Source organism: Paenibacillus sp. FSL P4-0127, assembly GCF_038007325.1.
Classification (GTDB): Bacteria; Bacillota; Bacilli; order Paenibacillales; family Paenibacillaceae; genus Fontibacillus; species Fontibacillus macerans.
Map to the genome: position 1 here is coordinate 539209 of NZ_JBBOWY010000001.1, position 26798 is coordinate 566006.

The 26798-nt window shown below is 55.7% G+C and carries 22 protein-coding genes; 9 read left to right on the forward strand and 13 right to left on the reverse strand.

Features of this window, described 5'->3' with window-relative positions; genetic code table 11:
* The first annotated feature begins 1 nt into the window (after position 1).
* From NYE74_RS02250 to NYE74_RS02280, 7 genes are all read left to right on the forward strand, one after another.
* Complete coding sequence (locus NYE74_RS02250) at positions 2-736, forward strand: ABC transporter permease (protein WP_036627153.1); 735 nt, start codon at positions 2-4, stop codon at positions 734-736.
* A gap of 689 nt (positions 737-1425) precedes the next feature.
* Positions 1426-2634, forward strand: coding sequence for an ROK family transcriptional regulator (locus tag NYE74_RS02255; RefSeq protein ID WP_036627155.1), 1209 nt, complete (start codon positions 1426-1428; stop codon positions 2632-2634).
* Positions 2621-3640, forward strand: a complete 1020-nt coding sequence (locus tag NYE74_RS02260) for an ROK family protein (protein ID WP_155619669.1) — start codon at positions 2621-2623, stop codon at positions 3638-3640. The genes NYE74_RS02255 and NYE74_RS02260 overlap by 14 nt, the downstream gene beginning before the upstream one ends.
* Positions 3637-4953 (forward strand): ABC transporter substrate-binding protein, encoded by a 1317-nt coding sequence (locus NYE74_RS02265; RefSeq protein ID WP_341004572.1) that lies wholly within the window; start codon positions 3637-3639, stop codon positions 4951-4953. Before NYE74_RS02260 ends, NYE74_RS02265 begins: the two co-directional genes overlap by 4 nt.
* An 82-nt stretch (positions 4954-5035) precedes the next feature.
* Complete coding sequence (locus NYE74_RS02270; protein WP_036627157.1) at positions 5036-5968, forward strand: carbohydrate ABC transporter permease; 933 nt, start codon at positions 5036-5038, stop codon at positions 5966-5968.
* Positions 5969-5971: 3 nt separating this feature from the next.
* A complete protein-coding gene (locus tag NYE74_RS02275; RefSeq protein ID WP_051985798.1) occupies positions 5972-6805 on the forward strand; it encodes a carbohydrate ABC transporter permease in 834 nt (277 codons plus the stop codon).
* Between the two features lie 31 nt (positions 6806-6836).
* Positions 6837-8909: a hypothetical protein gene (locus NYE74_RS02280; protein WP_051985799.1), complete on the forward strand. Its 2073-nt coding sequence runs from the start codon at positions 6837-6839 to the stop codon at positions 8907-8909.
* Between the two features lie 393 nt (positions 8910-9302).
* Here NYE74_RS02280 and trxB read toward each other — a convergent pair whose 3' ends face one another.
* Together trxB and NYE74_RS02290 are read right to left on the reverse strand one after the other, a co-directional pair.
* Positions 9303-10250: a thioredoxin-disulfide reductase gene (gene trxB, locus NYE74_RS02285; protein ID WP_036627158.1), complete on the reverse strand. Its 948-nt coding sequence runs from the start codon at positions 10248-10250 to the stop codon at positions 9303-9305.
* Between the two features lie 115 nt (positions 10251-10365).
* Positions 10366-12105, reverse strand: a complete 1740-nt coding sequence (locus NYE74_RS02290; protein WP_036627159.1) for a tetratricopeptide repeat protein — start codon at positions 12103-12105, stop codon at positions 10366-10368.
* Positions 12106-12340: 235 nt separating this feature from the next.
* Here NYE74_RS02290 and NYE74_RS02295 point away from each other — a divergent pair, with 235 nt between their 5' ends.
* A complete protein-coding gene (locus NYE74_RS02295) occupies positions 12341-14533 on the forward strand; it encodes a tetratricopeptide repeat protein (protein ID WP_082207991.1) in 2193 nt (730 codons plus the stop codon).
* Between the two features lie 163 nt (positions 14534-14696).
* Positions 14697-15086, forward strand: a complete 390-nt coding sequence (locus NYE74_RS02300) for an iron chaperone (RefSeq protein WP_036627162.1) — start codon at positions 14697-14699, stop codon at positions 15084-15086.
* Between the two features lie 251 nt (positions 15087-15337).
* Here NYE74_RS02300 and NYE74_RS02305 read toward each other — a convergent pair whose 3' ends face one another.
* From NYE74_RS02305 to NYE74_RS02355, 11 genes are all read right to left on the reverse strand, one after another.
* Positions 15338-16282: a ribose-phosphate diphosphokinase gene (locus NYE74_RS02305; protein WP_036627163.1), complete on the reverse strand. Its 945-nt coding sequence runs from the start codon at positions 16280-16282 to the stop codon at positions 15338-15340.
* Between the two features lie 411 nt (positions 16283-16693).
* Positions 16694-17518 carry a histidinol-phosphatase HisJ gene (gene hisJ / locus NYE74_RS02310; protein ID WP_036629020.1) on the reverse strand — a complete coding sequence of 275 codons (825 nt, stop codon included), beginning with the start codon at positions 17516-17518 and terminating at the stop codon, positions 16694-16696.
* Between the two features lie 22 nt (positions 17519-17540).
* Positions 17541-18356, reverse strand: coding sequence for a phosphoribosyl-AMP cyclohydrolase (hisI, locus tag NYE74_RS02315; RefSeq protein WP_051985800.1), 816 nt, complete (start codon positions 18354-18356; stop codon positions 17541-17543).
* Entirely contained in the window at positions 18353-19111 is a 759-nt protein-coding gene (hisF, locus tag NYE74_RS02320) for an imidazole glycerol phosphate synthase subunit HisF (RefSeq protein WP_036627164.1), read from the reverse strand. The genes hisI and hisF overlap by 4 nt, the downstream gene beginning before the upstream one ends.
* 80 nt (positions 19112-19191) lie before the next feature.
* A complete protein-coding gene (hisA, locus tag NYE74_RS02325) occupies positions 19192-19932 on the reverse strand; it encodes a 1-(5-phosphoribosyl)-5-[(5-phosphoribosylamino)methylideneamino]imidazole-4-carboxamide isomerase (protein WP_036627165.1) in 741 nt (246 codons plus the stop codon).
* A 759-nt stretch (positions 19933-20691) separates the two neighbouring features.
* A complete protein-coding gene (gene hisH, locus NYE74_RS02330) occupies positions 20692-21342 on the reverse strand; it encodes an imidazole glycerol phosphate synthase subunit HisH (protein ID WP_278740320.1) in 651 nt (216 codons plus the stop codon).
* 2 nt (positions 21343-21344) lie between these two features.
* A complete protein-coding gene (gene hisB / locus NYE74_RS02335; RefSeq protein ID WP_036627170.1) occupies positions 21345-21956 on the reverse strand; it encodes an imidazoleglycerol-phosphate dehydratase HisB in 612 nt (203 codons plus the stop codon).
* On the reverse strand, positions 21940-23253 hold the full coding sequence (gene hisD / locus NYE74_RS02340) for a histidinol dehydrogenase (RefSeq protein ID WP_036627173.1): 1314 nt from the start codon (positions 23251-23253) through the stop codon (positions 21940-21942). The genes hisB and hisD overlap by 17 nt, the downstream gene beginning before the upstream one ends.
* A gap of 116 nt (positions 23254-23369) precedes the next feature.
* Entirely contained in the window at positions 23370-23987 is a 618-nt protein-coding gene (gene hisG, locus NYE74_RS02345; protein ID WP_371861014.1) for an ATP phosphoribosyltransferase, read from the reverse strand.
* Positions 23988-24057: 70 nt separating this feature from the next.
* On the reverse strand, positions 24058-25263 hold the full coding sequence (locus NYE74_RS02350) for an ATP phosphoribosyltransferase regulatory subunit (protein ID WP_155619662.1): 1206 nt from the start codon (positions 25261-25263) through the stop codon (positions 24058-24060).
* 221 nt (positions 25264-25484) lie between these two features.
* The gene (locus tag NYE74_RS02355; RefSeq protein ID WP_240752260.1) at positions 25485-26702 is read right to left on the reverse strand and encodes an acyltransferase; all 1218 of its coding nucleotides are present in this window, start codon (positions 26700-26702) and stop codon (positions 25485-25487) included.
* Positions 26703-26798 lie beyond the last annotated feature (96 nt).

A 26798-nucleotide genomic window follows, 5' to 3' on the forward strand; every position in this document is an offset into this window, starting at 1 on the left:
CATGAAAACGTTTCTGAACGTGCTTGCCGCGGAGCGGCTCAAAATGTCGCGTTCCCGCCTTTGGCTGGTATTGCTCGCCAGCCCCCTGCTATCCACCCTGATCGGCCTTCTCATGAACCTGCCGGACGGGGCCGACGCCTGGCCGGCGCTCCTCGGCGGGATGTCCATGCTGCACGCTATGCTGTTTCTGCCGATCATGGCCGGATTGTTCGCTTCGTTCATCTGCCGCTACGAGCATACCGGTGGCGGCTGGAAACAGCTGCTCGTCCTGCCCGTTTCACGCCCGGCCGTTTATATGGCCAAATTTACCGTCGTGATTTCCTTGTTGGCGGCGACCCAGCTTATCTTTCTGGTCATGCTGCTGATCGTCTCTCAGGTGCAAGGCCTCGCTTGGCCGATTCCGTGGAGCATGATCGCCGTCAGCCTGATCGGCGGCCTGGTCGCCTGCCTGCCGCTGGTGGCGCTGCAGCTCGGCGTCTCGCTGGCCTGGTCCAGCTTTGCCGCCCCGCTCGCCGTCAACGTCTCGCTGACGATTCCGAACATGCTGATCGTCAACTCGGACAAAGTCGCTCCGTTTTATCCGTGGGCCCAGCCGATTCTGGCGATGATGCCGAAAGGGGAAGCCGACTACGGGGCGTTTAATCTGCCCATAGAAAACCTGCTTATCACAGTGCTGGGCAGCTTCCTGATTTTTCTCGCCGCGGGCATCCTGTATTTCCGCCGGAAGGCCGTTTAACGGCCAACTATTAACGGCGCTCTTACTTGTAAAGGCCTCAGACACCAACACGCTTTTCGAAAAGACGGCTTCGGCCCCCGTCTGCATCCACGTGTCAACCGCTAACGGGCCGTAACAACCTTATCCCTCATTTCCCGGGATTTCCCGCTGAAACGGACTCAGCAGCCTTTATTGGGCTCCAATTGAGGCCACTAGAGCGAATTTGAAGGAAATAAGGTCTGTTCGGTCCGTTTACAATTTTTACTCCCCCTGTTTTGGAGCGTTATTCAGGTCCGTTGCAGCTACCCCTTGCCTTTTCATAGCGCCTGTAAGCCAGCATGCTAGACATCAGGAATCCGTCCACTGTCCCGAGGATTGTGACCAAGAAAGACATGCCGTACGCCCGAAGGAAGGTCTTTAATTTGTATGCGCATTCATTTTTGAAAAAAAGATGAAATTTCAGAAATAATGTAATGTTTTCTAACATATTTTCACCCAATTTTCTGAAAATCTATTGTTTTAAAGATTATCATGTAAAATATATTGACATAATGAAATTTTGGCCTCTATAATATTTTTAAAATTAAAAAAGGCCAAGAGAAAAGTATATTTTTTTGTACAATAAGTAAAGTTTCTTTACTAACTGATCGAAATCCATATTAGTTAGTAAATATTACTAATTAAAGTGAAAAGAAATGGAGCTAGACACGATGAAAAATGCGACGATCGGGAATCCGCAATTAATCAGAAGCATGAACGAAACGATTGCCTTGGAATTTATTCTTCAGCATGGACGGCTCTCCAGAGCGGACCTCAGTCGAATTACCGGGCTCAGCAAGCCTACAGTGTCCTCGGCCATCGCCAACCTTCTCGCTTCCGGTTTAATCAGGGAGGTGGGCCACGGCGAGAGTGGACCTGGGAGAAAGCCGACATTGATCGAATTTAATGGCTCAAGCCATTATGCGCTGGCCGCAGAGATCGCCGCCGATCACATTCACTTAGCCCTATCGAACCTCCTTGGCGAAACGATGGCGGAGCACCAGTACGCTATTCGGGACACGAATGAACCAGCTTCACTGACGGCAGAACTGAAGGCTAAGGCCGAGGCGCTCTTGTCCGGTCAAGGGATCGGTTGGAATAAAGTGATCCATATGGCGATTGGCGTCCCCGCCGTGGTGGACGAACAAGGCGAGCTGTCGATTATGGTTTCGAAGCTCCGCGGACTTGAGAAGCATCTCAGCAAGGCTTCCTTGGCTCGGGTGTTTCCCTGCCGCATTATTTTGGAAAATGACGTGAACCTGGCAGCGCTCGCGGAATTTAAGGAAGGGGCAGCGGCGGGAAGCAGCTTGTTCGCTTATTTGTCACTCGATGCCGGGATCGGCGCCGGCCTGATGATTGACGGCAAGCTGCTGCGCGGGCTCGGCGGGGCAGCTGGCGAATTCGGCGAGATGCTGATCGAGCCGGATGTCAGGCTGGAGGAACGCATCTCCGAAGCCGGGCTGTTCTCGCTCGCCGAAGCCGTGTTGCGCCGGGACGATATTCCATCCGTACTGCGGGGGCATGCGCAGATGGAGACGGCGGATATATTCGCGGCAGCGCGGAGCGAAGACCCGGCGGCACTGCAAATCATCGGGGAGTACAGCCGAATCGTAGCGAGAGGGATCCATAACCTTTGCGTTGTTTTGGCTCCCCGGCTGGTCGTGCTCGGCGGTTCAGTCGGAGAGAACGGCGAGGTTATGCTTCCTTTTCTGAAAGAGATCATCGCGGCGGAATTTAAGGATAAGCCCGAACTGAAATGCACGGCGCTGCGCAGCAAATCGGTGCTGAAAGGAGCGATCCAAACAGCGGTTGCCCATACCCTGGAATACATTAAAGACAACTTACTAGCGAACAAAGCGAGGGATAATGTTGCTGAATGAATCCACCCCGGAAATACTGATTGCCGGCATTGATGTCGGCGGAACTAAAACCTTGCTGATCCTGTCCGATCTGACGGGCAAGGTGCTGTCAAAACGAAAAATCGCCACATCGCCGGATGCCGATCCCGATGTTTTCTTTCAAAGGCTGATCGGCGAGATCGAAGCGATGGCGAAGGAAACGGGACAAGGCAGCGAAGCGATCGCGGGCATGGGCTTCGGTTTCCCGGGAGTTGTGGACGAGGAGACAGGGGTTCTAACCAATGCTCCGGCATTCCCTTGGGTCCGTGCCAATGTGAAGGAAAGCATCCGCAAGTTTTTTAAGGGCCCGTTGTATCTGGACAATGATGTCAATGTAGCCGCGATGGGGGAAAAATGGCGCGGTGCGGCGGCCGGTGCTCAACACTTTCTCATGGTCACGGTCGGCACTGGAATCGGCGGTGCGCTGGTGTTGAACGACGAGTTGTACAAAGGCTCCGCGCATTCGGCCGGTGAACTGGGCTATTTTGTGATTGAAGCTCCCGCTCCAGAATCCGTTGCAACACAAGCGAAACCGGAAATCCGATTCGGTCATTTTGAACAGACGGCTTCGGGAACGGCGATCGGCCAGCGGGCACGGCAATTTTTCACCGCCCGGGAGCGAAAATCGCCTATCCTCGATCTGGTGCAGGGCGATATATCCCGTATCGACGCGAAGCATGTTCTCCAAGCAGCGGCGCAAGGAGATGAGGTGGCCTGGAGCATTCTGGAAGAGCCGGTTACCCATATGGCTATTGGCATCGCCAATGCCATTTCCATATTAAATCCTGCTTTAGTCGTGATTGGAGGTGGTGTAGCAGAAGCGGGCAATGTCTATTTAGATGCCGTTCGTTCGAAAGTCAGGGGGTTTACGCCGATCGAAGCGACGATCGTTCCGGCCAAGCTGGGCAATGAAGCGGGCGCGATCGGCGCCGTGGCTGGTGCAGTGAAGAGATTGAAAACATCCATTCTAGGGAGGAATCAAGGATGAAAAGAAGATTATGGATCACCTTGGCAAGTCTCATTTTGGCAGGTTCATTGACCCTAACGGGATGCGGTTCCAATCCCGGCAGTTCTGGAAACCCCGGCAGTTCGGCTGGGGATAACAAGAAAGAGCTTGTGATTTGGGATTGGGCGGACCCATACAAAGCCGAAATTAGCGGACCGATGGACAAGGTCATCGCCGATTATAAGGCCGAAAACCCGGACGTCGAGCTGAAAATCGAAAAGATCACTAATGATTCGCTCCGCACCAAGTTGCTCGCGGCCGTATCTGCAGACAACCTGCCGGACGTTGCCTTCCTGGATGGACAATGGCTGGCCGAATTCCAAGCAACCGGCATGCTGGCGGATCTAAGCTCATATACCAACGAATGGGACGGGTCCAGCGATTTTCCAGAAAAAGTGTGGGATTCCGTCGTATTCGACGGGAAGGTTTATGGAATTCCCGGCGACGGCGACGTAAGAACGCTGCTTTATCGAAAAGATCTGTTGGAAAAGACGGGACTACAGCCGCCGAAAACCTGGAGCGACCTTGTAACTGCCGCCAAAGCACTGATGGAAGCCGGCAAATCGGAAGGAATTCAGTACGGCTTTGCCTTGAACGGCGGCGACTCGGAGCACACGTCCATGCGTTCCTTGCCTTGGATCTGGGCTCTGGGCGGGGATTTCGTCGACGATAGCGGCAAGCCGACACTGAACAGCGCTCCGGTCGTGCAAACCGTGCAGTTTATGTCCGATCTGGTGGCGAAGGAGAAGGTAGCACCTCCCGATAGCTACATGAAAACGAAAAAGGAAGTAGCCTCCAGCATCATCAGCGGCCAGGCGGCCATGGCGATCGTCGGGTCCTGGGAATGGCGCAGCGATGCCAATTTCCTCGGGCAGAGCAATTTGACGAACAAGCTCGGCTCCGCCGCCATCCCGGTGCCTGACGGCGCATCTGCCGACAGTCCGGCCACGGCGGTAGGTTATGGGACCTGGGTAGTGTTCGACAACTCCCAAAACAAAGATGCGGCCTGGAAATGGATTGAAAAGGTAACCTCGCCGGAGCATGAAATCGAAATCTTCAAAAACGGCACCGGCAACATGCCGATGCGCTTGTCCGCTTATCAGGACGAGGTCTTCACCTCCGACCCGATCTTTCAAAGCTTTGTCGATATTATGCCTTACGCCCGTCCGCGCGCCAAAACGGACAAGTACGAAGTCATATCCAAGGCGTACCGCGAAGCGGTTCAGCAAGTCCTTGGCGGTCAACTGTCGCCGCAGGAAGCGCTCGACAACGCGCAGAAAAAGATTCCCCAATAGTCGTTAACGGCGCGTTTGGAGGTCCGGCGACATCCGGAACCGGGCCTCCCTTCTATTTTTGAAGCGAAAGGAGCCACCCATGATGGAGGAGCGGACTTACAGGCAAGCCAATATACAATCCTCTTTAAAGCCCGAGAAGTGGAGATGGGAAAAGGAATGGACGATAGCGCTCATTTTTCTGCTCCCGGTGCTGGCGTTTATCGGCGTATTCGCTTTTTACCCGACTTTTTATGCCGTGTACCTCAGCTTTTACAATAGCAAATTTCTTGTATTCGACCGCACGTTTGTCGGTCTGAAAAATTACGCAGAAGTTCTAGGAAGCTCCGTATTCTGGCTCCCGCTGTGGAAAACTGCCGTGTTTACGTTCTGGTCTGTCGTCTTTCAGTTCGGGCTCGGCCTCCTGTTAGCGCTCAGTTTGAAAAAGACGTTTCGAATCAACGGTTTTCTGCGCAGCCTGATTGTCATTCCATGGATCTTGTCGCCGATCGTGGTCGCCGTCATCTTCCAATTGTTCTACATCTCCGACCGGACCGGTCTGCTTAATTACATGCTGATGTCCGTCGGCGTCATTTCCGAGCCGATTCCCTGGCTTGGCGTGGAGAATGCCATGAATATGGTCATCGTCGCCAACGTGTGGTTTGGCATGCCGTTTTCGATGATCATGCTGCTTGCCGGACTGCAATCCATCCAAAATGACGTTTATGAAGCTTCCATGATTGACGGAGCCAACAAACTGCTGCAGCTCTGGTACATTACGCTGCCGCTGCTGAAGCCGACGATTCTCGTGACGTTGGTATGGATTACCACCAGTACCTTTAACGAATTTGACCTGGTGTATGCCCTAACGGCCGGCGGCCCGCTCGAATCGACCAATCTGCTGGGCATTCAGATGTACAATACGGCGTTCAAGATAGGGCAATTTGAAAAAGGCTCGACGATTGCCGTGCTGATGTTCCTGATCAACTTGTTCATGAGTGTCGTGTATTACCGAATGCTGAGAAGGAAGGAGGGCTGACAAATGAAACGTCGATCAAACCGCACTTGGGCCGTGCTCACCTATGTACCTGCCGTGACTTGGGCAATCATCTCGCTGGCTCCGCTGCTCTGGATTCTGATGCTGTCCCTCAAGCCGCAGATCGAGTGGAACAGCTTTCCCCCTACCCTTTTCCCGAAGGATCCAACCGGGAGCAACTATATGAGCGCTGCCGTCAATTCGCCGATTGTGACTTATTTTACGAACAGCCTGATCGTGACCGGCGTGTCCCTGATTTTGTCGCTGCTGGTCGGTTCCCTGGCAGGGTATGCGCTCGGAAGACTCAGCTTCCCGTTCCGCAACGCGATTTTCATGGCGATCTTCTCCGTACGGATGATTCCCGCTCTGCTGACGGTGATCCCGCTGTACGTGCTGATGCATTCCCTCGGTCTGCTTGACTCCCTGGCGGGCATCATCCTCGTTTATACGGCGACCGGCATTCCGATGGTCATTTTCGTCATGAAAGATTTCCTTGAAGGATTGTCCAAGGAGATTGAAGAAGCGGCAATGATTGACGGCTGCTCGCGGATGCGGATTTTCTTTACTATCTTGCTGCCTCTGGTTCGGCCCGGCTTGGCCGCCGCAGCGATTCTGGTATTCGTCCGTACATGGAACGAATTCCTGATCGCCTTGACCTTGACCTCCTCGGACGGAATGCGGACGATCCCCGTGGGCCTGCGCAGCGCATTGGGAGAACGAATGGGCGAGATCGGGCCGATGGCCGCTTACACCATCATCGCCATCGTGCCGATTATTATTTTGTTTCTCTTTTTCCAGAAGCATTTCGTCGGAGGACTGTCTCAAGGTTCTTCCAAGTAATTTCGATTAAATTTGATGGGAGATGTTTGCAGTGTCAATTAGAACTTATTCAGACCAACACGCGATTGTTACGGAACATTATTGGTACGGCATCACCCAATACGATGTGTCCAACCGCCGCCTGCTGGCCCAGTTTGACGGCAACGGCGGCGTGTCCAAGTATTCAGTGGCCGGCGAATGGTCGATATTGAACGAGAACAGTTGGTTTACGGCCTGGTCAGTTAACGGGCGAAGGCTGCCGGCGAAACACCGCAAAACGGTTCGCGTCCTGGGGAGAATGATGGAAATCGATTTCCGGTCCTCAGCCGAGCTTGACGGGGTGGCCGTCTCGGCGCAGCAATTCTGCAATGACGAAGACAACGCGGTGTATGTTCGGTTTACATTCAGAAACGAAGGTAACGCCGCGGCCAGGCTTTACCTGCGCCACGGAATGCTGTGGGAGCTCAAAAGCCATATGGCGGCAATGGCCGCCAAAAACGGAACCTACCGGGCGATGGAGATAAAGGAAGTTTGGAATGAGGCGCGGACACAGTGGGAGGCCCAGCTTGGCGACGACTACCGGATTCATTTGGCCTCCAGCCACAAGGCTGAGTATATCGAGCAGGAAGGTCCGCGTATGATTCTGGACTTCAAGGACGAGATCGAGCCCGGGGCGACGGCCGTATTCACACTGACCTTTTCCGGCGGTATGCAGCCGCTGGCGGCGGAAGTTCTGGCCAAAGGAGCCGACTCGGCCCAATTGGCGGCAGAGTCATACCGCGCCTGGCTGCGGGAGAGCTTTACGGCCAGCGGCCAGCGGACGCTCAATTCATTGGTCGCCGCTTGCCTGAACGTGTCTCATTCCATGTACAAGGAAAGCGGGGGGCGTTTCGCCGCTTTTTATGCCGGGGTGAACTACCAGAGTCCTTCGCGGACTTATTTCCGGGACGGTTACTGGACGGTGCTGCCGCTTTTGCCATTTAAGCCGGAATGGGTCAGAAACGAAATCGTCACGCTAGCCCAAGGCATCGGCCCCGACGGATCCTGCCCGAGCGCAGTGATCTACAATGTGTTGAAAGAAGCCTACGAGCAGTTTTGGCCGGACCACTATGACTCTCCCTCCTTCTTTGTGATGATGCTGCATGACTATTTGGCCTGGACGCATGATGCCGGCCTGCTCAGCGAACAGGTAAACGGGCGGACCGTTCTGGAACTGGCCAGCCTCTGTCTCGGCAAGCTGGAGGGCATCACCGATGAGGCGCTGCCGCAGATGATCAAACCGGACAACCGCCGCGATTGGTGCGACAACGTGGTTCGCCAGGGCATCGTTGCCTACGATGTACTGCTGTACATTCGCGCCCGCCGATGTTATGCGGAAATCATGCAATTTGTTGAAACTTGGCCGGCCAACGGAGACGATCGCAAGCAGTGGGACGCCAAGACAGAGCGGCTCGAGCTTGGGCTGCGCCAGTATCTTTGGAGCGACGAAACCGGGTACCTAAATTATTTGAATGTAGGCGGCGAGGGATTGACGGAAAACAACGTCTCCATCGAACAGTCGCTGGCTCCGCTGTTCGGCATAGGCGCCGAGACGGATCAGCGCCGGGTGTTGGACATTTTGACCGCGCGGCTGGAAAGCCGCAACAACGATGAACAGCCGTTCGGAGACTGGGGAGTAATGACCGTATTCCCGCAATATTCGCACGCGCAGCATCTGGTCGAAAAATCCGCCTACCCGTTTCGTTATCACAACGGGAGCGATTGGCCTTACCTTAGCGGGATGTACGCTTGGGCCAAGCTCCGCCATCGCCGTGACGACTGGGAGTATCCGCTGACACGCTGGTTCACTTATGGTCTGGAGCGCGGCTGGTTGACGCCGGTGGAGTATTATGACCCGGTCTACGGAAAAGGTTCGGATTTGCAGGGATGGAGCGGCATGCCGGCCGCCGCCGTACTGTTCGGCGGTTTGAACCTGTATCCGCCGCTGAACGGGGAAATGTCCCCTAAACTGCCGCCGTGGGGCGATTGCCGCGTGCAAGGCATCAAATACCGCGGTAAAATTTATGAATTTGCAGCGGAGAACGGCAAGATAACGTTCCGCTCGACTGCAACCATTTCCGACTGATACACCAATACGGCGCTTGGCCGCCAATGCGTCCGCCGGTCTAAGGGCCGGCGGACTGCATAAGGTGTATCTTACCATCTGAAATTATGCGAAGCCCCTCCCCCACGAAATGCAAGAGTTCATTTCATATGCGCCCATATGCCCCAAAAACGGTTCGTCAAATGCAAAATTGCAGTTCATTTTCGGCCAAAACACCTTTTTTATCGAATACCCTCAAATGAGATGCACTTTTGCATTTGATCCAGTCAAGCCGCCCTTCCTTCAAGCCACTCCCCCGTTTATACACGCCAAAAAAGGCGCCCTAACGGCGCCTCTTCTTAAATCCGCTATCTTAAACTCCGTTTTCTTACATCCCACTTCTCTTAGTTCATCGCTCCTTAGCTTCCAATTCCCTTAGTTTCCGCTCCAATCGTGCACCATGCTGCCTTCGAGGAACTTCTCGCAGTCCATCGCGGCCATGCAGCCCGAACCCGCCGCCGTAATCGCCTGGCGATAGCGCATGTCCTGCACGTCGCCGCAGGCGAACACGCCCGGCACATTCGTCTCCGTCGTCCCCGGCTTCACTAGTATGTAGCCGTGATCATCGGTTTCGACCGCCCCGCCCAGGAATTTCGTGTTCGGCGTATGGCCGATCGCTACAAACACCCCTTGCGCCTCCAACAGTTCCTCCTGGCCGGTTGCGTTGTTGCGGACCTTCAATCCCTTCACGGTCCCGGTTTCGTCCGTGACCACTTCAAGCGGCGTCCGGTTCAGCGCCCAGCTGATCTTCCCGTTGCCCTTAGCGCGATCCTGCATGATTTTCGAAGCGCGCAGTTCCTCCCGCCGATGCACCACCGTCACCTCGGTGGCAAACCGGGTCAGGAAATTCGCTTCCTCCATCGCGGAGTCGCCGCCGCCTATGACGAGGATTTTTTTGCCGCGGAAAAAAAATCCGTCACACGTCGCGCAGGTGCTTACGCCGCGCCCGACGTTGTCCTGCTCGCCCGGAATGCCCAGATACTTGGCCGAAGCGCCCGTGGAGATAATGACCGACTCCGCCTCCAGTTCCTCGCCGCCTTCAAGCTTCACCTTAAACGGACGTTTCGAGAAATCGACTCCTTCCACCCAGCCGTTTCGGAACTCGGCGCCGAAGCGTTCCGCCTGCTTGCGCATATTGTCCATCAGCTCGGGACCCATGATACCCTCCGGAAAGCCGGGGAAGTTCTCCACCTCCGTCGTCGTGGTCAACTGCCCTCCCGGCTGCGTCCCTTCAATCACAATAGGGCTCAAATTGGCCCGCGCCAAATAAATCGCCGCCGTCAGTCCGGCCGGACCGGTGCCGATCACCATCGTTTTACGCATCATGTCTACCTCCTTGGTTCCCTTAGAAATAAAAATCAATCCGCCATGCTTGCCATTCATGCCATTGATTCGCCATTACAAGTTTTCCCCAAGTTGGACCGACTTACCCCCGCAACTACCGTACCGATGGAAAAATCGCCTCGATTTTCTCTTTCACGCCGCACACTTCATCGACCCGCGAAGCATACCGGCGGGCCGTCGAAGCGGAAATATTGTATTTGCTCGCCACCTGCTCATAGGTTACGGGCCGGCGGTGCATTTTGGCCGTCAAATACTCCAGCGCCGCCGCCCAGCCTTCCAAGTGCGTAATTTTCGGCGTATCCGGATAGAGCCGGGTCAAAAAATCAACCCACAGCGTCTCCATATCATGCTGCTGCTGGAGATCATAGCTGGGCCGCATCTGTCTCATCGCCAGGTTGATCACCGATTGCCACTCGCGCTCCCAAACCGGCAGCTTCGTCGTCACGCGGCTAGGATCGACCATCGTTGTGGCCGCCCCGAAGCGAACCGGAAGCATTTTGCTCACGCCCAGACTACGCAGCACAAAAAGAGCCATATCCTTCAAGTACTCATCTTCCTCCGGCTCCAGCAAAAAAGCCTGCAGCGCTTCCTCAACCTCCTGGTCGGCGATCAGGCCCAGCGCCTGAATGACCTGCAGCTTCGTCTTCGCATCCCCGTGGCGCAGCGCCCAGAAGAACGAGGAGCGGACGAGCGGGTTGTCCTTGAGATCGGCAGGGAAGCCGTCTTCGGATGTCTCCCAACGCTTAAGCTGCTCCTCAAACGGCAGCAGGTACTGGTAATTGACCGAAAACGGCTTGGATGCCTCATCCCCGCCGCCGCTTTGATCCAGCTGCGCCAGATAAAAGCCGGCCACGGAGGAGCCGGGATCGAGCCTTTTCACGTGCTGCCACAGCCTCCGCGCCTCGGCGTACCGCCCGGTGTAATAAGCGGCTACCGCCGCATAGTGGGAAACGCTGGGTTCACGGCGCATCTCTTCGTTCTGCAGCAGCCGCTTGAAGTGCCCGAAGGCCGCCTCGTGCCGGCCCAACATGCCCATCGTCGTAGCCAGCTTGAACACATGCTCCTGGTGAAACGGCACGATGTTGCTCAAGCGTTCCGCCAGTTCCTCCATCGCTTCCCGATTCCCCTCATGCTGATAAAACACGGCCAAATTGCACAGCCCGTGCAGGTTGCCGGGATCCTGCGCCAACACCTCATGCACCATACCCATCGCCTTGTCAAAATGCCCGAGGTAATAATAGCCAAGCGCCAGGTTGTTGCGGGCGGCCAGGAAATCGGGGCGGCCTTGCACCAGTTCCTCCAGCAGCTTCACCGCCTGGTTGAACTTGCCTTCCTCGAGCAGGGCCCTGGCCTGATCGTGCTCGTACAAGCCCTCCCTCGACTTGATGCTTTTCAGCTTGGTCGGACGATCCAGCTCGTATTGGAGCAGATCCATCATCTCTTCCGCTTCGGTCAGGAAATAGCCGCTGGCATCCTCCTCCAAATACGTCACCAGCGCTTCCTCCGCCGCTTCAAACAAGTCCATATTGGCGTAATTGTTGGCCATGTAGAAATAACATTCCGTCATGGTCGGATCGATATCCCGAAGCACGGTGGCCAATACCTCGTTGGATGCCTCATAATCTCCCATCTCCGAAAGAATTCCCGCCATATTGCAGTGGTTCACCGGGTTTTCCGGCTCGTACTCCACGGCTTTGCGAAAATATTTCAATGCCTTGTCGTAGTGATAGCGGTCTAACGAAGAGACGGCTCTCTCAAAGAAAAAGCCCGCATCCATCGAGAGCGGCAGCACTTTCCCGCGCATATCCCCGGACGGTTGTTTTTTCTCGTGCAAGCAAGGCACCTCCTCTGGTTTTTAATTGATGCATTCTATGTTATAAGATCATATCGTCAGCTTAGTACGTGGTCGTAAACTCTCCAACACACAGTATACCATAGGTAAAGCTGTCCTCCCATGGGAAATCCGTGCGGAAAATAACGGTTTTTTGGAGGCAAGAGGAAAATCGGAAAAAAGCGCAGAATTAGTTAGCAGAATTATTATTTAGAATGAGGCAGAATGAGGGGATTTTTTGCGAAGCAGAATCAGAGCTTTTGTAGTGGCTGCCGTATTGGCGGGCGGCGGCATTCTGGGGGGATGCCTGGATCAGGACAGCCCGTCCGCGCTTAACGGTTTGGAGAAGCAGATTTCCGACAATAACCAAAAGGGCTACCAGAAGATCGAAGAGGGCGCGTACGAAGACGCCTTGCCGTTTTTGAACAAAGCCATAGAATACGTCTATAAACTCGATCCGGAGCTTAAAGATCTGAAGCGGGAGGTCGAGCGTTCGGAGTTGATCGACTCTCCTTTTAACAATATAAGCTGGGCTTACAACGAATTGGGCGATTATGCCAAAGGGCTTGATTATATCGAGAAATCCTTGTTGATTCTCCCCAATACCGATGTGGAGTACGTCAACAAAGGGAACGCGCTGAACGGTCTGCGCCGGAACGAGGAGGCGCTGGCCAGCTATAAGCAGGCCGTTGCGCTGAACAGCCGGAGCGAAAGCGCCATTTACGGCATGGGTTTGGTTTCCTACGAGGAAGGCGACTACGAGGAAGCGCTGGCGCAATTCAAAAAGTATCTGGAGCTCGTGCCGTCCGATACCGACGCGGCGGAAATGGTTATCGACTCCCTTCTGGCGCTGGACCGGGATGAAAAAGCGGTGAAGTTTGCCGATTCCTTTTTCAAGAAGTATGAGGATAGCTACGAAGGGTACATGATCAAAGGATATTTGCTGGAAGAAACCGCGGAGTTCGAAGAAACCGAGCGGTTCTACAAACAGGCCGGGGAGAAATTCCCCGATCTTCCGGAAGCTCAGCTGAAGCTGGGCGAACTGTACTACGATAACGGCGATTACGATACGGCGGCGGACCATTTTAACCGGCTGCTCAATAAGTTCCCGGACGAACCGGAAGTATACACATGGCTGATTTGGACTTCCAGCGCCCAGGGGGATCTGGACCAGGCCGAGGCGGTGTACGCGAAGAGCCCGGACGCGGCGGAAATTCATAATGCCATGGGCAACGCCTATCTGGATCAAGGATTATACCTCGAATCGCTCCCGTATTTCGAACGGGCGATCAAGCTGGATCCGGCCGACGAAACCGGCTATATTTACAAGCTCAAAGCGCTGGATTGGGGAAAAAGATACTACCGGTGCGTCGAGTTCGGCCAAAAGCTTGCCGATCTGGCGTTCAGCCACCCTGATATTCCTTGGTACATCGGACAATGCCAGCTTGAGCTGGAAAATTATGAGGAGGCCATCCCCTATTTCGAACAAGCGGTACACCTCAACCCCGAAGATTATGAATCGTTGGCGCAGATCGCCTACGCTTATTTGCTGCTTGAGGACGATGCGAAGGCCAAGGAGTATAGCAACCGGGCGCTGAAAATCTACGACGAAGACTCGACGGCCCTTTATGTGCAAAGCTCGCTCGAAGAGAAGCAGGAACCGCTAGGCGGACGGGTCCGCCAATTTTTCCTGGACAATTACCTGTACCGGAAGAGCGGCGATCAATTGGAGCAGGCCTTGGAGAAGCTGAAACAACCCGGCCTGTCCGTTGAACAGATCGGACGGACGATTAACAACGCCAAGCTGGCGGACGACAGGTTCACCTTTGCGATCTATGGAGACGCGTACGACCAAATGACGGCGGCTCGGGACGACAATATCACTTATAAAGAAAAGGGAAATACGTACTACTTTGCCTTCGATAGCTTTACGGAGACGACCGATGATCAATTCATTCAGCTCCTGGACCGGATTCCGAATCCTGAAGACAAAACGTTGGTCCTCGATTTGCGCGGCAACGGCGGCGGCCTGTCCTATAGCGCCAATGCCATGCTGGACGTGCTGCTGCCCGACCTGGTGACCAGCACGATCATTTACCAGGACGGCTACACCAGCAGCTATTATTCCGACGCGTCCCATACCGGATTCAAGAAGATCTATATTTTCGTCGACGAAAATACGGCCAGCGCCGCCGAGCTTTTGACCCTGGGGCTCAAAACGTACCTGAACAACGTCACGGTCGTCGGCCGCGACACCTTCGGCAAAGGCGTGGGCCAGGTAGTTTTTGAAGACAAGCGAAACCGCATCATAGTCTATGTCGTAAACCACTATTGGAACGTCAAGCAGAACAATATCATGAACGCGCACATTAAGCCGGACATTTACGTAAAGGGCAACAAACTGGACGATTTTATGCGGGCGGTGAAGTAAGCCGGCCGAAGATAAGGGGGCGAGATAATCGATGACTTTTGTCTGGGAAAATACGATCATCAGCCTGCTGTTTATCATATTGCTGGTGATTGTGATATGGACGGCGGTTAGGTCGATTAGGAAGAAAAAATAAAACCCCGGAAAGGGCGCCCAAGGAGGACTTATGGAAGAAAGCAAGCGGACATTTGCCACAATCGATGAATATATCGCCCAGTTTCCGGCGGACGTTTGCGGCAAGCTGCAGCAAATTCGCAGCACGATCCAGGCAGCCGCGCCGGATGCTATCGAGAAAATCAGCTACCAAATGCCCACCTTTGCGCTGGCCGGCAAAAACCTCGTGCATTTTGCCGCTTTCAAAAACCATATCGGTTTTTACCCCACCCCCAGCGGGATTGAGGAATTTCAAGCCGAGCTGGCCGGGTATAAAAATGCCAAAGGGTCTGTGCAATTCCCCTTGGACGAACCGCTGCCGCTGGAACTCATCGGCCGGATCGTCCGATTCCGGGCCGCCGAAAACCGCGAACAGGCCGCAGCCAAGCAGAAGAAGCGATAGAAGTGGTGGAGGCGGTTATGCGGTAGAAGTGGTAGTGTAGCTGTGGTAGCTGTGGTAGCTGGTAGGTGCGGTAGATGCGGTAGATGCAGGAAAATCCGCCGATAAGCCGGCGGTCCTCCTTACGAAATAATATAAGGGCAAAAAATGCCCCTAATGAGGTGAACATGGCAAGGCTCCCGATAATAAGTACATAAAGTGCCGCTATTTTTAAGGCCGACGGTCCGCCGTTCCAGTTTTACGCTTATTACAAATCAAATCCCGCGATCTTTAAACAAAGCGGCGATAGACCCGCCCTCCAGAATAAAATGGATGGCCTTCGCCAGCATCGGGGCAACGGAGAGCACCTTAAAGTGGGGGAGATGCTCCGGCTGCGCGATCGAGTCGGTCACCACGACCTCGCGGATGTTTTCGTGCTGCAGCTTTTGCAGCGCCTCGCCGGAAAACAATCCGTGCGTGGCGCACACGTATGCATCCTCCGCCCCCCTCTCCTTCAGCCCTTCCACGACGTTGACGATGGTCGACCCGGTGTCGATCAAATCTTCGATAATGATCGGGGTATGTCCCGCCACATCGCCAATCACGTGCGTGATCACCGACTGGTTGTGGGCCGGACGCTTTTTGATCATGATCGCAAACGGAGAATCAAGCCCATTCGCCAGCTTTTCGGCCATCGAAGCCCGGCCGGCATCGGGCGATACGATTACCGGACGCGGGATATTCCGGGATTTCAAATATTCGGTCATCAAATCAAGCGCAGTGAGATGATCGACCGGGATGTTGAAAAAGCCCTGGATCGCCGGGGCGTGCAGGTCGATCGTGACCACCCGGCTGGCCCCCGCCGTCGTCAGCACATCGGCTACCAGCTTGGCCGAGATCGGCTCCCGGGGCGCCGACTTGCGCTCCTGGCGGGCGTAGCCGTAATATGGCAGGATCACATTAACCGTCCGGGCGGAAGCCCGCTTGGCCGCGTCGATCATCACCAGCAACTCCACGAACAGCTCGTTGGTCGGGTGGGACAGCGCCTGAACCAGAAACACGTCGGAATTGCGGATGCTCTCCTCATAATGGACGTAGATTTCCCCGCTTTTGAACCGCGAAAGCTTGATTTTCCCAGGCTCCACGCCGAGCCGCCCGCAAATGTCCGCCACCAGCTTCGGATTGGACGAACCGGAGAAAATTCGCATTTTGCCTTCCATAACATCCTCCCGGAATATCGATAAATTAGGCTGAAGCGCCCGAGCTTCTGATTCCTATAGTGTTCCATTTTCGCGACATACATGCCTAATTCCTGCTCCGGTTGGCTTTAAACCCGTGTTCAAAAAGTCGGGTTTTCAGGACCGAAGCGTATGCTTCCGATATGCGTTTTTTCAAAACGCTTTAGTCGGATGAAGCTAGGGACTGAGTAGCGGAGCTAAACGTTTTCGGAGAAAACGGCTTCGGAAGCATAAGCTTAGTGAGCCTACGTGAGCAACTGAAATGTTTCCGTAGGGAACATGCTTCGGAAGCATATCCCCACCCGGCTGAATTCAAGATTCGACGCCCGATCCACTTCATGAACGGCTTTGTCATGGAAAGATGACTTTTTGAACAACCTCTATTAAGCCCTCCTACGGGTGAAGCGGCACCATCGTTCTTCGCCGCCCTGCAAACGCCGCCAGCTCACGAACCCCCAGATTGTACAGAGCCGCCCGCGCCGTATCCAGATGTTCGCCGAGCTTGTTCGGATCATGCGCATCCGAGCCCAACGTCAGCGGAATCCCCAGCCCGATCGCCATTTGTAATATCCGCTCGCTCGGGAACATTTCCGCGCAAGGCTTGGACAGCCCGGAGGCGTTCAGCTCCATGGCCACCCCGGCTTCCGCCACGGCAGTAAGCGCCTGACGTTCCAGCCGTACGTTTTCCTCTTGGAGCGCAGGTTCCGGTTTATATCCAAAGCGCTTGATGACGTCCAAGTGGCCCATAATATCGTAAAAGCCCGTTTTTGCCGCCTTGGTTACAGCATCGTAATACCGTTCATAGACCGCGAAAACGTCCTGGCCTTCCCAATGGTGCACTTGACGGAAATCCGAAACATCCCATTCCCCGAGAAAATGCACCGAACCGATCACATAATCCCAAGGATAACCGCGAACGATGCTTTCGATACGTTCTTCCCAGCCTTCGATGTAATCGGCCTCCAGCCCGACCTTTACCTCGATTTGGCCGCGGTATTTCTCCTTCAGCGCCAAGGCCTCCTCCACGTAACGCGGCAGCTCGTCCAGCGGCATAGCCATCTCCGGATAATAATCGGCCGGATCGACATGCAGCAGCGGCATATGATCCGATACGCCGATCTGGGATAAGCCGATTTCAATCCCCCGCCGGATGTATTCCTCCAGCTTGCCGACGGCGTGTCCGCAGCGGTCATGATGCGTATGGTAATCGATCAGCATCTTAAGGCCTTCCTCCCCCCGCTTAGTCGCGGCGCGGACGCTCATGGCGCCGCTCCAGTTCCCGCATGATTTCGTCCAGCGGCAAACCCCGCTCACGCAGCAGAACGAGCAAGTGGTAAATCAAATCGCTCACCTCGTACCGCAGCTCGTCATTGTCGCCGTTTTTCGCCGCGATGATCGACTCGGCCGTTTCCTCGCCGACCTTTTTAAGGATTTTGTCGAGCCCTTTCTCGAACAAATAAGTCGTGTAAGCCCCTTCCGGCCGCTGCTCGTAGCGCTCGGCGATCAGCTGCTCCAGCTCGGCGAGCACCGCGAAACGGTCTAAGCCGTTCGCCTGGGACGCAAGGCTGTCACCGGGCCCGCTAGAGCCTTCCCCGGAGCCTGCCCACTGAGGAGCTGCCCCGGACACCGCTGACATTGTTGCACCCTCCGCTGTCCCCGCTCCTGCTACTGACGCCACTGCTCCACCTACGTCCGCCGTTGCCGCCGTACGGTAAAAGCAAGTATTTTCACCGGTATGGCAAGCCGGACCGTTCGCATGAACTTCCACCAGCAGCGTATCGCCATCACAGTCGTAGCGAAGCGCGGCAATCCGCTGCGTGTTGCCCGAAGTCGCCCCTTTGTTCCACAGCTCTCCGCGGGACCGGCTCCAAAACCAGGTTTGCCCCGTCTCCAGCGATTTGCGCAGCGACTCGCGGTTCATATACGCCAGCATCAGCACCTCTTTGCCGGCCGCATCCTGTACGATCGCCGGAACGAGCCCCTGGCTGTCCCATTTGATCGTTTTCTCCAGTTCTTCGATCGAACATGTATATTGCAACGGTTGATTTTCCGTCATCGTATCTCCACCCCTTTGGCTTTCAGATCTTTTTTCAGATCCGGAACCGCAATTTCTTTATAGTGAAAAATCGTCGCCGCTAGCGCCGCGTCCGCCTGCCCCTCGGTGAACACCTCGTAAAAATCGTCGATGTCCCCGGCCCCGCCCGAAGCGATCACCGGAATGCCCACCGCCCTGCCAACCGCCCGGGTCAGCGGCAGATCAAATCCGTCCTTGGTGCCGTCGGCATCCATGCTGGTCAGCAAAATTTCTCCCGCGCCAAGCTTCTCGGCTTCCCGCACCCATGCGAGCGCGCGGATTCCGGTCGCCTTGCGGCCGCCATGGGTGTACACTTCCCATTCGCCCCAGTCGGGGTTGAATTTGGCGTCCACGGCCACCACAATGCACTGCGAGCCAAAACGGCGTGCGCCGTCCGAGATCAGCTGCGGGTTCAGCACCGCCGCCGTGTTGATCCCGATCTTGTCGGCCCCGGCCCGCAGCAGGCGCTTCATATCATCCACCTGGGAAATCCCCCCGCCTACCGTAAACGGAATGGCGATTTCTCCAGCCGTTTGCTTTACGACCTCGACCATAGTGGCCCGCCCTTCATGCGAGGCGGAAATGTCCAAAAACACGAGCTCATCCGCTCCCTCGCGGTCATACAGCGCCGCCAGCTCCACAGGATCTCCGGCATCGCGGAGGTTCACAAAATTGACGCCCTTGACGACCCGGCCGTCCTTGACGTCCAGACAGGGGATAATTCGCTTTGCGAGCATGGTGATTCGACTTCCTTTCTGCTTCAACTTGGATCCAGCTTGGAAAATTGGATCGGATGGCCCTAGAACCTGGCCTCACTCTACTTCAAAGCTTGAATCGCGGCAATCGCCTGCACCAGCTCGAAGTTGCCGGTATACAGCGCTTTGCCGACGATCGCGCCGCCTACGCCCTCGTTCGCATGTGCGGCCAGACGGAGCAAATCGTCCTGCACCGTAACGCCGCCGGAGGCGATCACCGTTTTGCCGGAGGCCTTGGCGAGCGATAAAATCGCTTCGACGTTGGGCCCCTGCATCATCCCGTCGCGGGAAATATCGGTAAAAATAAACGTCTCCGCCCCTTTGCCCGCCAGTTCCTTCGCCAGCGCTTCGGCCTGAACCTCCGACGTTTCCAGCCAGCCGCGCGTCGCCACGAACCCGTTTCGAGCGTCGATGCCGATCGCCGCTTTGTCCCCGTAGGTGCCCAGCACCGCCTCCGTAAAGGCCCGGTCCTCGATCGCCGCCGTGCCGAGAATGACCCGGCTGACGCCCAGCGCCAGCAGCCGCTTCACGTCCTCTAGCGTGCGCAGCCCGCCGCCTACCTGCACGGGTACCTGCACGCTGCGGGCGATCTCGCCGATCAATTCGTCATTGACGGGATGACCGGCCTTGGCCCCGTCCAAATCGACCACATGGATAAACGCGCCGCCCTGGGCTTCCCAGGATTTGGCCACCTCCACCGGATTGGCGTTATACACAGTTTCCCGGTCGTAATCGCCCTGCACAAGACGGACGCACTGGCCGCCCCGGATATCGATCGCCGGATATATTGTAAATGATGACATCGGATTCTGCTCCTCCCGCCGCAAATAAATTTCCTTGAAAAATAAAGGTAATTTATGGCGCTATATTGGCACTTTTCCGAGACTGGCCCGAAATAGCGGACATTTTTGTCGTTATTTTCTCAAACGGGAGCGATTGGGGGGCCTTTGGGAGCGCTCTGGTGAAAATAAGACCATTTTTTACCGCTATTTACGGCCAGGCCGGAAATCGAGTCCATATAAGGCCAAAAATTACCGCTAATGAGCCAGCAGTGATCCACTAGCGCTGCATTAACTCTTACAGAAGGACAACTTGTTGCCCTGATACGTACTTTCCGGATTTCGCCAAAGCTCAGGTTTTCGAGCCGATACTATCGACTATCACCCACGCCCGCCGGAAATAACGGTTGTAGCAGGTTGTAGCAGGCGCTATTTTACGAAAAAAGACCTTTTCCAAACTCTAACGGTTGCGAGCGCTGTTATTTCCCTTAATCTAGTGAAAATGACCGGGTTTCAGCGAAATAAGCGCCATGGCAACCGTTACAATTTGAAATCAACGTTTTGGGCACAAATAGCGGTTGTGGCAACCGTTAGAATCATCTTCTGCAACGCTACTGCCACCGAGCAGGCTTGCCCGGACCGGGTTTGCCAGCCTCGCCACGGCCTACCGCCTCAGGCTGCACGCTCCCCGCCCACTACCGCCGTGCGGCCGCCGGCTCTCCGCTCCCGACGCCCGCCGAGCTCACCGCCCGCCCGGCCCGGGTCCGCCAGCCTCACCACGGCCTACCGCCGCAAGCTGCCCGCCCCGCTGCCGGCACGGCGCTCCACGAGCGCCAGAAAGTTCCGCAGCAGCGCCATCCCAAGCTGGCCGCTTTTCTCGGGATGGAACTGCATCCCGTACACGTTGCCGCGGCCGACGATCGCCGTGACCGGGTGGCCGTAGTCCGTGACGGCCAGCAGGTCCTCCCGCCGCTCGGGCAGCACATGGTAGGAGTGCACGAAGTACACGTGCCCCTCCTCCAGCCCGGCGAGCAGCGGGTTTTCCGGCTGCAGAAATTCCAGCCGGTTCCAGCCCATGTGCGGCACCTTCAACCCCTCGCCGCCCGCAAAGCGCACCGCCCTGCCCGGCAGCAAGCCCAGGCCCTCGTTCCGTCCATGCTCCTCGCTCTCGTCGAAGAGCAGCTGCATCCCGAGGCAGATGCCGAGCAGCGGTTTGCCGCTCGCAGCAGCCTGCCGTACCACCGCGTCCAGGCCCGACGCGCGCAGATGCTCCATCGCGTCGCCGAAAGCGCCGACGCCCGGCAGCAGCACGCCGTCCGCTGCCAAAACTCGCGCCTCGTCGCCCGTGACGATCCCCTCGTAGCCGAGGCGCTCCACCGCTTTGCCCACGCTGTGCAGGTTGCCCATGCCGTAATCGACGATTGCGATCCGCATCGCTACAGCACTCCCTTCGTCGACGGCACGCCGCTGACGCGCGGATCGATGGCCGTAGCCTCGTCAAGTGCCCGCCCGAGCGCCTTAAACACCGCTTCGATCATATGATGCGTATTTTGCCCATAGTGGACAATCACGTGCAGCGTAATCCGCGCTTCCAGCGCCAGCTTCCACAGAAACTCGTGAACAAGCTGCACCTCAAAGCTGCCGACCCGGTCCGACGGATACTCCGCCCGGTACTCAAAATGCGGACGGTTGCTGACATCGATCACGACCTGGGCAAGCGCTTCGTCCATCGGAATAAAAACGCTGGCATAGCGTTTGATTCCTTTTTTGTCGCCCAGCGCTTCCCGGATCACCTGTCCCAAGCAAATGCCGATATCCTCGACCGTGTGATGGTCGTCGATTTCAATGTCGCCGTTAGCCCGTACCGACAGATCGAATTGGCCATGCTTCGTGAACAAATCCAGCATATGGTTCAGAAACGCCACATCCGTCTCCAAACGGGTCTGGCCGCTGCCGTCCAGGGCAAATTCCAACTGAATGTCCGTTTCATTCGTTTTCCGGCTCACGCCGGATTTCCGTACCGTTCCTGCCTCATTGTTTGCCGCCATCTTGGTTTCCCGCCTTTCCTTCCTTATTCAGCCGGATTTCAATCGCCCGGGCGTGGCCCTCCAGCCCTTCCCGGCGCGCCAGCTCCATAATCGTCGCCCCGTTCCAAAGGAGCGCTTCTTTGCTGTAATAAATCAAACTCGATTTCTTAATAAAATCGTCCACATCGACCGGCGAGGAGAACCTTGCCGTCCCGTTCGTCGGAATGATATGGTTCGGACCGGCGTAATAATCACCGACCGGCTCCGAGCTGTACGGACCGAGAAAAATCGCCCCGGCGTTTTCGATCAAACCGAGGTAATTCATCGGATTCTCCACGATCAGCTCAAAATGCTCCGGCGCCAGCCGGTTGATCGCACGAATGCCATCTTCGATCGAATCGACGAGGATGATCGCCCCATACCGTTCAACCGCTGCACTGGCGATCTCCCGCCGCGGCAATTCCGCCAGTTGCCGCTGAATCTCCGCTAGGCACGCCTGCGCAAACGCCTCCGACGGCGTCACCAGGATCGCCGACGCCATTTCATCGTGTTCGGCCTGGGACAACAGATCCGCCGCCACATAGGCGGGATCGGCGCTGTCGTCGGCCAGCACGGCGATTTCGCTCGGGCCGGCGATGCTGTCGATATCGACGGCCCCGTACACTTCGCGTTTGGCCAGCGCGACGTAGATGTTGCCCGGCCCGCAGATTTTATCGACGGGCGCGATCGTGTCCGTGCCGTAAGCGAGCGCGGCGATCGCTTGCGCCCCCCCGGCCCGGTAAATTTCGTGCACGCCGGCCTCGGCGGCGGCGACGAGGATGTACGGGTCGATGCCCGCTTTGCCGCCCGTCGCCGGTGGCGTCACCATCACGATCTCCGGCACGCCGGCCACCTGCGCCGGGATGACGTTCATCAGCACGGAGGAAGGATACGCAGCTTTCCCGCCGGGAACGTACACGCCGACCCGCTTCAAGGGCCGGATAATCTGGCCCAGCAAGCTTCCGTCGGGCTGCAGGTCCATCCACGAATTGCGCTTCTGCCTGACGTGAAAACGGCGGATGTTGTCCGCCGCCGCCGCGATTGCCTGAACGAACGACGGTTCCACGGCGTCGTACGCCGCCTTCAGCTCCTCCTGGGTCACCCTCAGCGAAGCGGCCTCAAGCTTCATACCGTCGAACTTTTCCGTATACGCCAGCAAAGCCGCGTCGCCCTGCTCTTTGACCGCTTTGACGATCGCGCGCACCGCTTCGTTTTGCTCCGGCGATCCGTATTCGACCTCCCGCCGCAAATCAAACTCCTGCGCCGACACTATTTTCATTCGCCATTCCCCCCGCCTCGTTCATCCTTCTATAATATTGGCCCTTCTTGACTAATTCCCGTTCCCTTCTTTAGCTCAACTTAGATTGGTCTTGATATCTTTCGAGCCTGCGCTGCTTACGCCTTTACCTGATCCCGTACGATCACTTGGGCCAGCGCGTCGCACACCGCCTGAATTTCCGCGTTTTTCATCCGGTAGCTTACCCGGTTGGCGATCAGGCGGCTGGTGATGTCAAAGATCCGTTCAAGCTCGACCAGCCCGTTTTCCTTTAACGTTTGCCCCGTTTCCACCATATCGACGATGCGGTCGGCGAGGCCGATCAGCGGCGCCAGCTCGATCGAGCCGTTCAGTTTAATAACCTCCACCTGCTGTCCCTGCTCCCGGAAAAACTGCGACGCCACGTTCGGATACTTCGTCGCCACTCTTTGCTGAATGCCGGGCTTCCAGTCGGGCAGCGCGATCACCGACATCCGGCAGCGGGCGATCCCGAGGTCAAGCAGTTCGTACACATCCCGGTTCTCCTCCATCAGCACGTCTTTGCCGACGATGCCGATATCGGCCACCCCGTACTCCACATATGTCGGAACGTCCACCGGCTTCGCCAAAATAAATTCCATGCCGATCTCCGGCAGCGGAATGACCAGCTTGCGGGTCTCGTCGACGTCGTGCGGGATATCGATCCCCGCTTCGCGGAACAGGGCCGCCGCTTTTTTATAAATGCGCCCTTTGGGCATCGCTACTTTAATAATTTGTCCCAAGCCCGTAGCCCTCCTTTCGTACCCTTGCTTGCAAAGTAAAGTCCGGTCAAAAGCTCGTGATCGTGAGGATTTCGCCGTACAACGGTCCAAGCGGCCCCGTACGGGCGCCCGCCGCCTGGCCGCCCCCCGGCAGCAGCTCATTCACGGCGCCCGCATGCCGCATCAGCACGCTTCGCCCCTCCCGGCGCAGCCGCTCCGCTTCGGCAAAAGCCCGCTTCCGGTTCGGTGCATCGTATTGCAGCAAGATCGGCAGCTCCCGCTCGGCCGAAATCCCGTCGACGCCGTCCAAAATCCGGTTCGTTTTCAGCGAGAAGCCCGTCGCCGGAGCCGGCCGCCCAAACTGGTGCAGCAAATTGTCGTACCGCCCGCCGCTGCATACCGGAAAGCCGAGCTCGGCGGCATATCCTTCAAACGTCATGCCCGTATAATACGAAAAATCCCCGATCATCGTCAGATCGATCATCACATGCTCGGCCACGCCGAAATCCTCCAACGCGTCCCAAACCCGGCTAAGATGCTCTACCGCCGCTTTGGCGGTCGGATTTTCGCTCAGCTCCAGCGCCTGGCGGCAAATCTCCTTGCCTCCGCGCAGCCGTAAAATCCCTTCCAATTCGGCGCGCTGCCGCTCCTCCAAAGCAAGCCCGGCGAGCGTTTCACGGTAGCCGACGAAATCGCGGTGCAGCAGCCCGTCTTTGAGCACATCGCGGATGTCTTCGCGTCCGGGCACGGCCTCTTCCAGCAGCCCGTTCAGAAACCCGACATGCCCTAACGCGATTTTGAACGATTTGACCCCGGCCGCCTGCAAGGAGGCCACCGCCAGCGCGACCACCTCCGCGTCCGCATCGGGCGAGTCATCGCCGACAAGCTCCACGCCGGTTTGGTAAAACTCAGCTTCCTTCCCCGCCTCCTCTTCGATCGCCCGAAATACGTTCGCATGATAAGACAATCTTAAAGGCAGCGGCTCTTCTTTGAGCAGCGAAGCGACGACCCGAGCGATCGGGGCGGTCATATCCGAACGGAGGACCATCGTCGTCCCCCGGTTGTTCAACAGTTTAAACAGCTTCTGATCCGATGTTGAACTGGCTACGCCCACCGTATCGTAATATTCCATCGTCGGCGTCATGATTTGCCGGTATCCCCAGCCCTCCATGCAATCGAGGACGCGCCGCTCGATCGCCCTCAGCTTATCCACGGCGAAAGGCAGATAATCCCGGACGCCCGCCGGTTTTTCAAATCCTTTTGGTTTAGACAAAACCTTCACCTCACCCGCTCATTGGTTGCTTTATTTACTTTAATATATTAAAGTGCTACCATACTACCAAATTAAAGGATATGGCCTATCTTATCATATTTATTTTGAAACCGTCAATGCGCCGAAACGCGGTACAAGCCAATATGCCCCTCTTTTTATTATTCCCCGAACCCGAACAAAAAGAAAAGCCCGGCCGTCCCGGGCCGGGTCTTTGAAACGTATTACAAATTCGCGTTAACCGACGGTGTTTGCCCGCCGTCAGGCTGTTTCGGCAGTTTCTTTTTGCGCAAGGAAGCCGGGACGTTCCCCAGAAACACCCAGGCAAAAGGCAACCTGCGAAAACAAAATTGCACGAACACCCAGGAGATAAACAACGCGCACAACGACCCGCCGATGATGTACGGCAAGTAGAGCGGAGAATCTCCGGGCAGATTTTTATTCGTGCGGAATACCCGGTATACGAGCAAAACCGCTGGATGGAACAAATAGATGGCAAATGACAGTTCGCCCAACCGGGTCAGAGCTTTTTTCCAAAATGCCGAACCCCTACGGTGAATGAAAAAGGCCGCCCTCAGCAGCACCATTGCCGAGAACATGGCCTGCACGTTCCAGGCCAGTTCGAACCAAAATGTGTTGGGCCTGCTTAGTCCTAGACGGTAGGTATGCCATAGCTGAATATGGGTAAAAGCGACCGCTAACCAACCGATCCACATTGCGGCCGTCAATATCCGCTGTTTTGGGGACATGTCGCGCCAGTCGGTCTGCAGCCAACCCTTGATTCGGTCGAAGCAGATGGCGACCGCGGCTCCCATAAAGTAGTACGCCATATAAGTCGGGGCGTAACTTCCCTTATTCGGCAAATGAAGATGGTATTTGTTCAAGAACACGAAAGCCCACTGAATGGCCAGTCCCGCCGGCAAAATCAACGCGATCAGCACTTTGCTGTTGCGGAACGATTTAAACAGCCAAAGCAAAAGCGGGAACAGAATATAAAACTGAATGCTGATAAATACGAAATATAAATGGGTGTAAGACGTGCCCGTTAACAGTCCCTTGACCAGTTTTTGCAATTCATACATTTTGGAGTTGGCGATTAAATCATGACGTTGGATCGCTACCACCAGAAAGTAACAACAAGAAACCAAAATGTACGGCAGAATAATATTAAGCAGCCGTTTCTTGTAAAACCCGCCGACAAGCTCTTTATTGATTGGCCGGTCATAGTAATTATAGAAGAGGACGAAACTGCTCAAAAATATGAAAGTAGGAGTGCCAAACTTAAAAAAGATGTTCATCCAACTATAAAAATAATAAATCGGTGAGGTCAGCGCTTGCTCCGCAGCCGCAAATGAAGAAGAATGCACCTGGATGACTGCAAAAATGGCAATTGCGCGAAATATGTCGAGCTGCGGCAATCGCTCCTTGACCACTTTGTTCACTAGATCAACTCCTAATCGTTATGTAAAAATTACGTTTACCCATGAAATTAGACGCTCGTTTCCATGAAAAGGTTACATGCACTGCCTTATTAACTA

Bases quoted from the DNA above. Each gene is read 5' to 3' on its own strand.
- NYE74_RS02250 (WP_036627153.1), top strand. From the start codon at position 2: ATGAAAACGTTTCTGAACGTGCTTGCCGCGGAGCGGCTCAAAATGTCG.
- NYE74_RS02255 (WP_036627155.1), top strand. From the start codon at position 1,426: ATGAAAAATGCGACGATCGGGAATCCGCAATTAATCAGAAGCATGAAC.
- NYE74_RS02260 (WP_155619669.1), top strand. From the start codon at position 2,621: ATGTTGCTGAATGAATCCACCCCGGAAATACTGATTGCCGGCATTGAT.
- NYE74_RS02265 (WP_341004572.1), top strand. From the start codon at position 3,637: ATGAAAAGAAGATTATGGATCACCTTGGCAAGTCTCATTTTGGCAGGT.
- NYE74_RS02270 (WP_036627157.1), top strand. From the start codon at position 5,036: ATGGAGGAGCGGACTTACAGGCAAGCCAATATACAATCCTCTTTAAAG.
- NYE74_RS02275 (WP_051985798.1), top strand. From the start codon at position 5,972: ATGAAACGTCGATCAAACCGCACTTGGGCCGTGCTCACCTATGTACCT.
- trxB (WP_036627158.1), bottom strand. From the start codon at position 10,250: ATGCGTAAAACGATGGTGATCGGCACCGGTCCGGCCGGACTGACGGCG.
- NYE74_RS02300 (WP_036627162.1), top strand. From the start codon at position 14,697: ATGGAAGAAAGCAAGCGGACATTTGCCACAATCGATGAATATATCGCC.
- NYE74_RS02305 (WP_036627163.1), bottom strand. From the start codon at position 16,282: ATGGAAGGCAAAATGCGAATTTTCTCCGGTTCGTCCAATCCGAAGCTG.
- hisJ (WP_036629020.1), bottom strand. From the start codon at position 17,518: ATGCTGATCGATTACCATACGCATCATGACCGCTGCGGACACGCCGTC.
- hisI (WP_051985800.1), bottom strand. From the start codon at position 18,356: ATGACGGAAAATCAACCGTTGCAATATACATGTTCGATCGAAGAACTG.
- hisF (WP_036627164.1), bottom strand. From the start codon at position 19,111: ATGCTCGCAAAGCGAATTATCCCCTGTCTGGACGTCAAGGACGGCCGG.
- hisA (WP_036627165.1), bottom strand. From the start codon at position 19,932: ATGTCATCATTTACAATATATCCGGCGATCGATATCCGGGGCGGCCAG.
- hisH (WP_278740320.1), bottom strand. From the start codon at position 21,342: ATGCGGATCGCAATCGTCGATTACGGCATGGGCAACCTGCACAGCGTG.
- hisB (WP_036627170.1), bottom strand. From the start codon at position 21,956: ATGGCGGCAAACAATGAGGCAGGAACGGTACGGAAATCCGGCGTGAGC.
- hisD (WP_036627173.1), bottom strand. From the start codon at position 23,253: ATGAAAATAGTGTCGGCGCAGGAGTTTGATTTGCGGCGGGAGGTCGAA.
- hisG (WP_371861014.1), bottom strand. From the start codon at position 23,987: ATGCCCAAAGGGCGCATTTATAAAAAAGCGGCGGCCCTGTTCCGCGAA.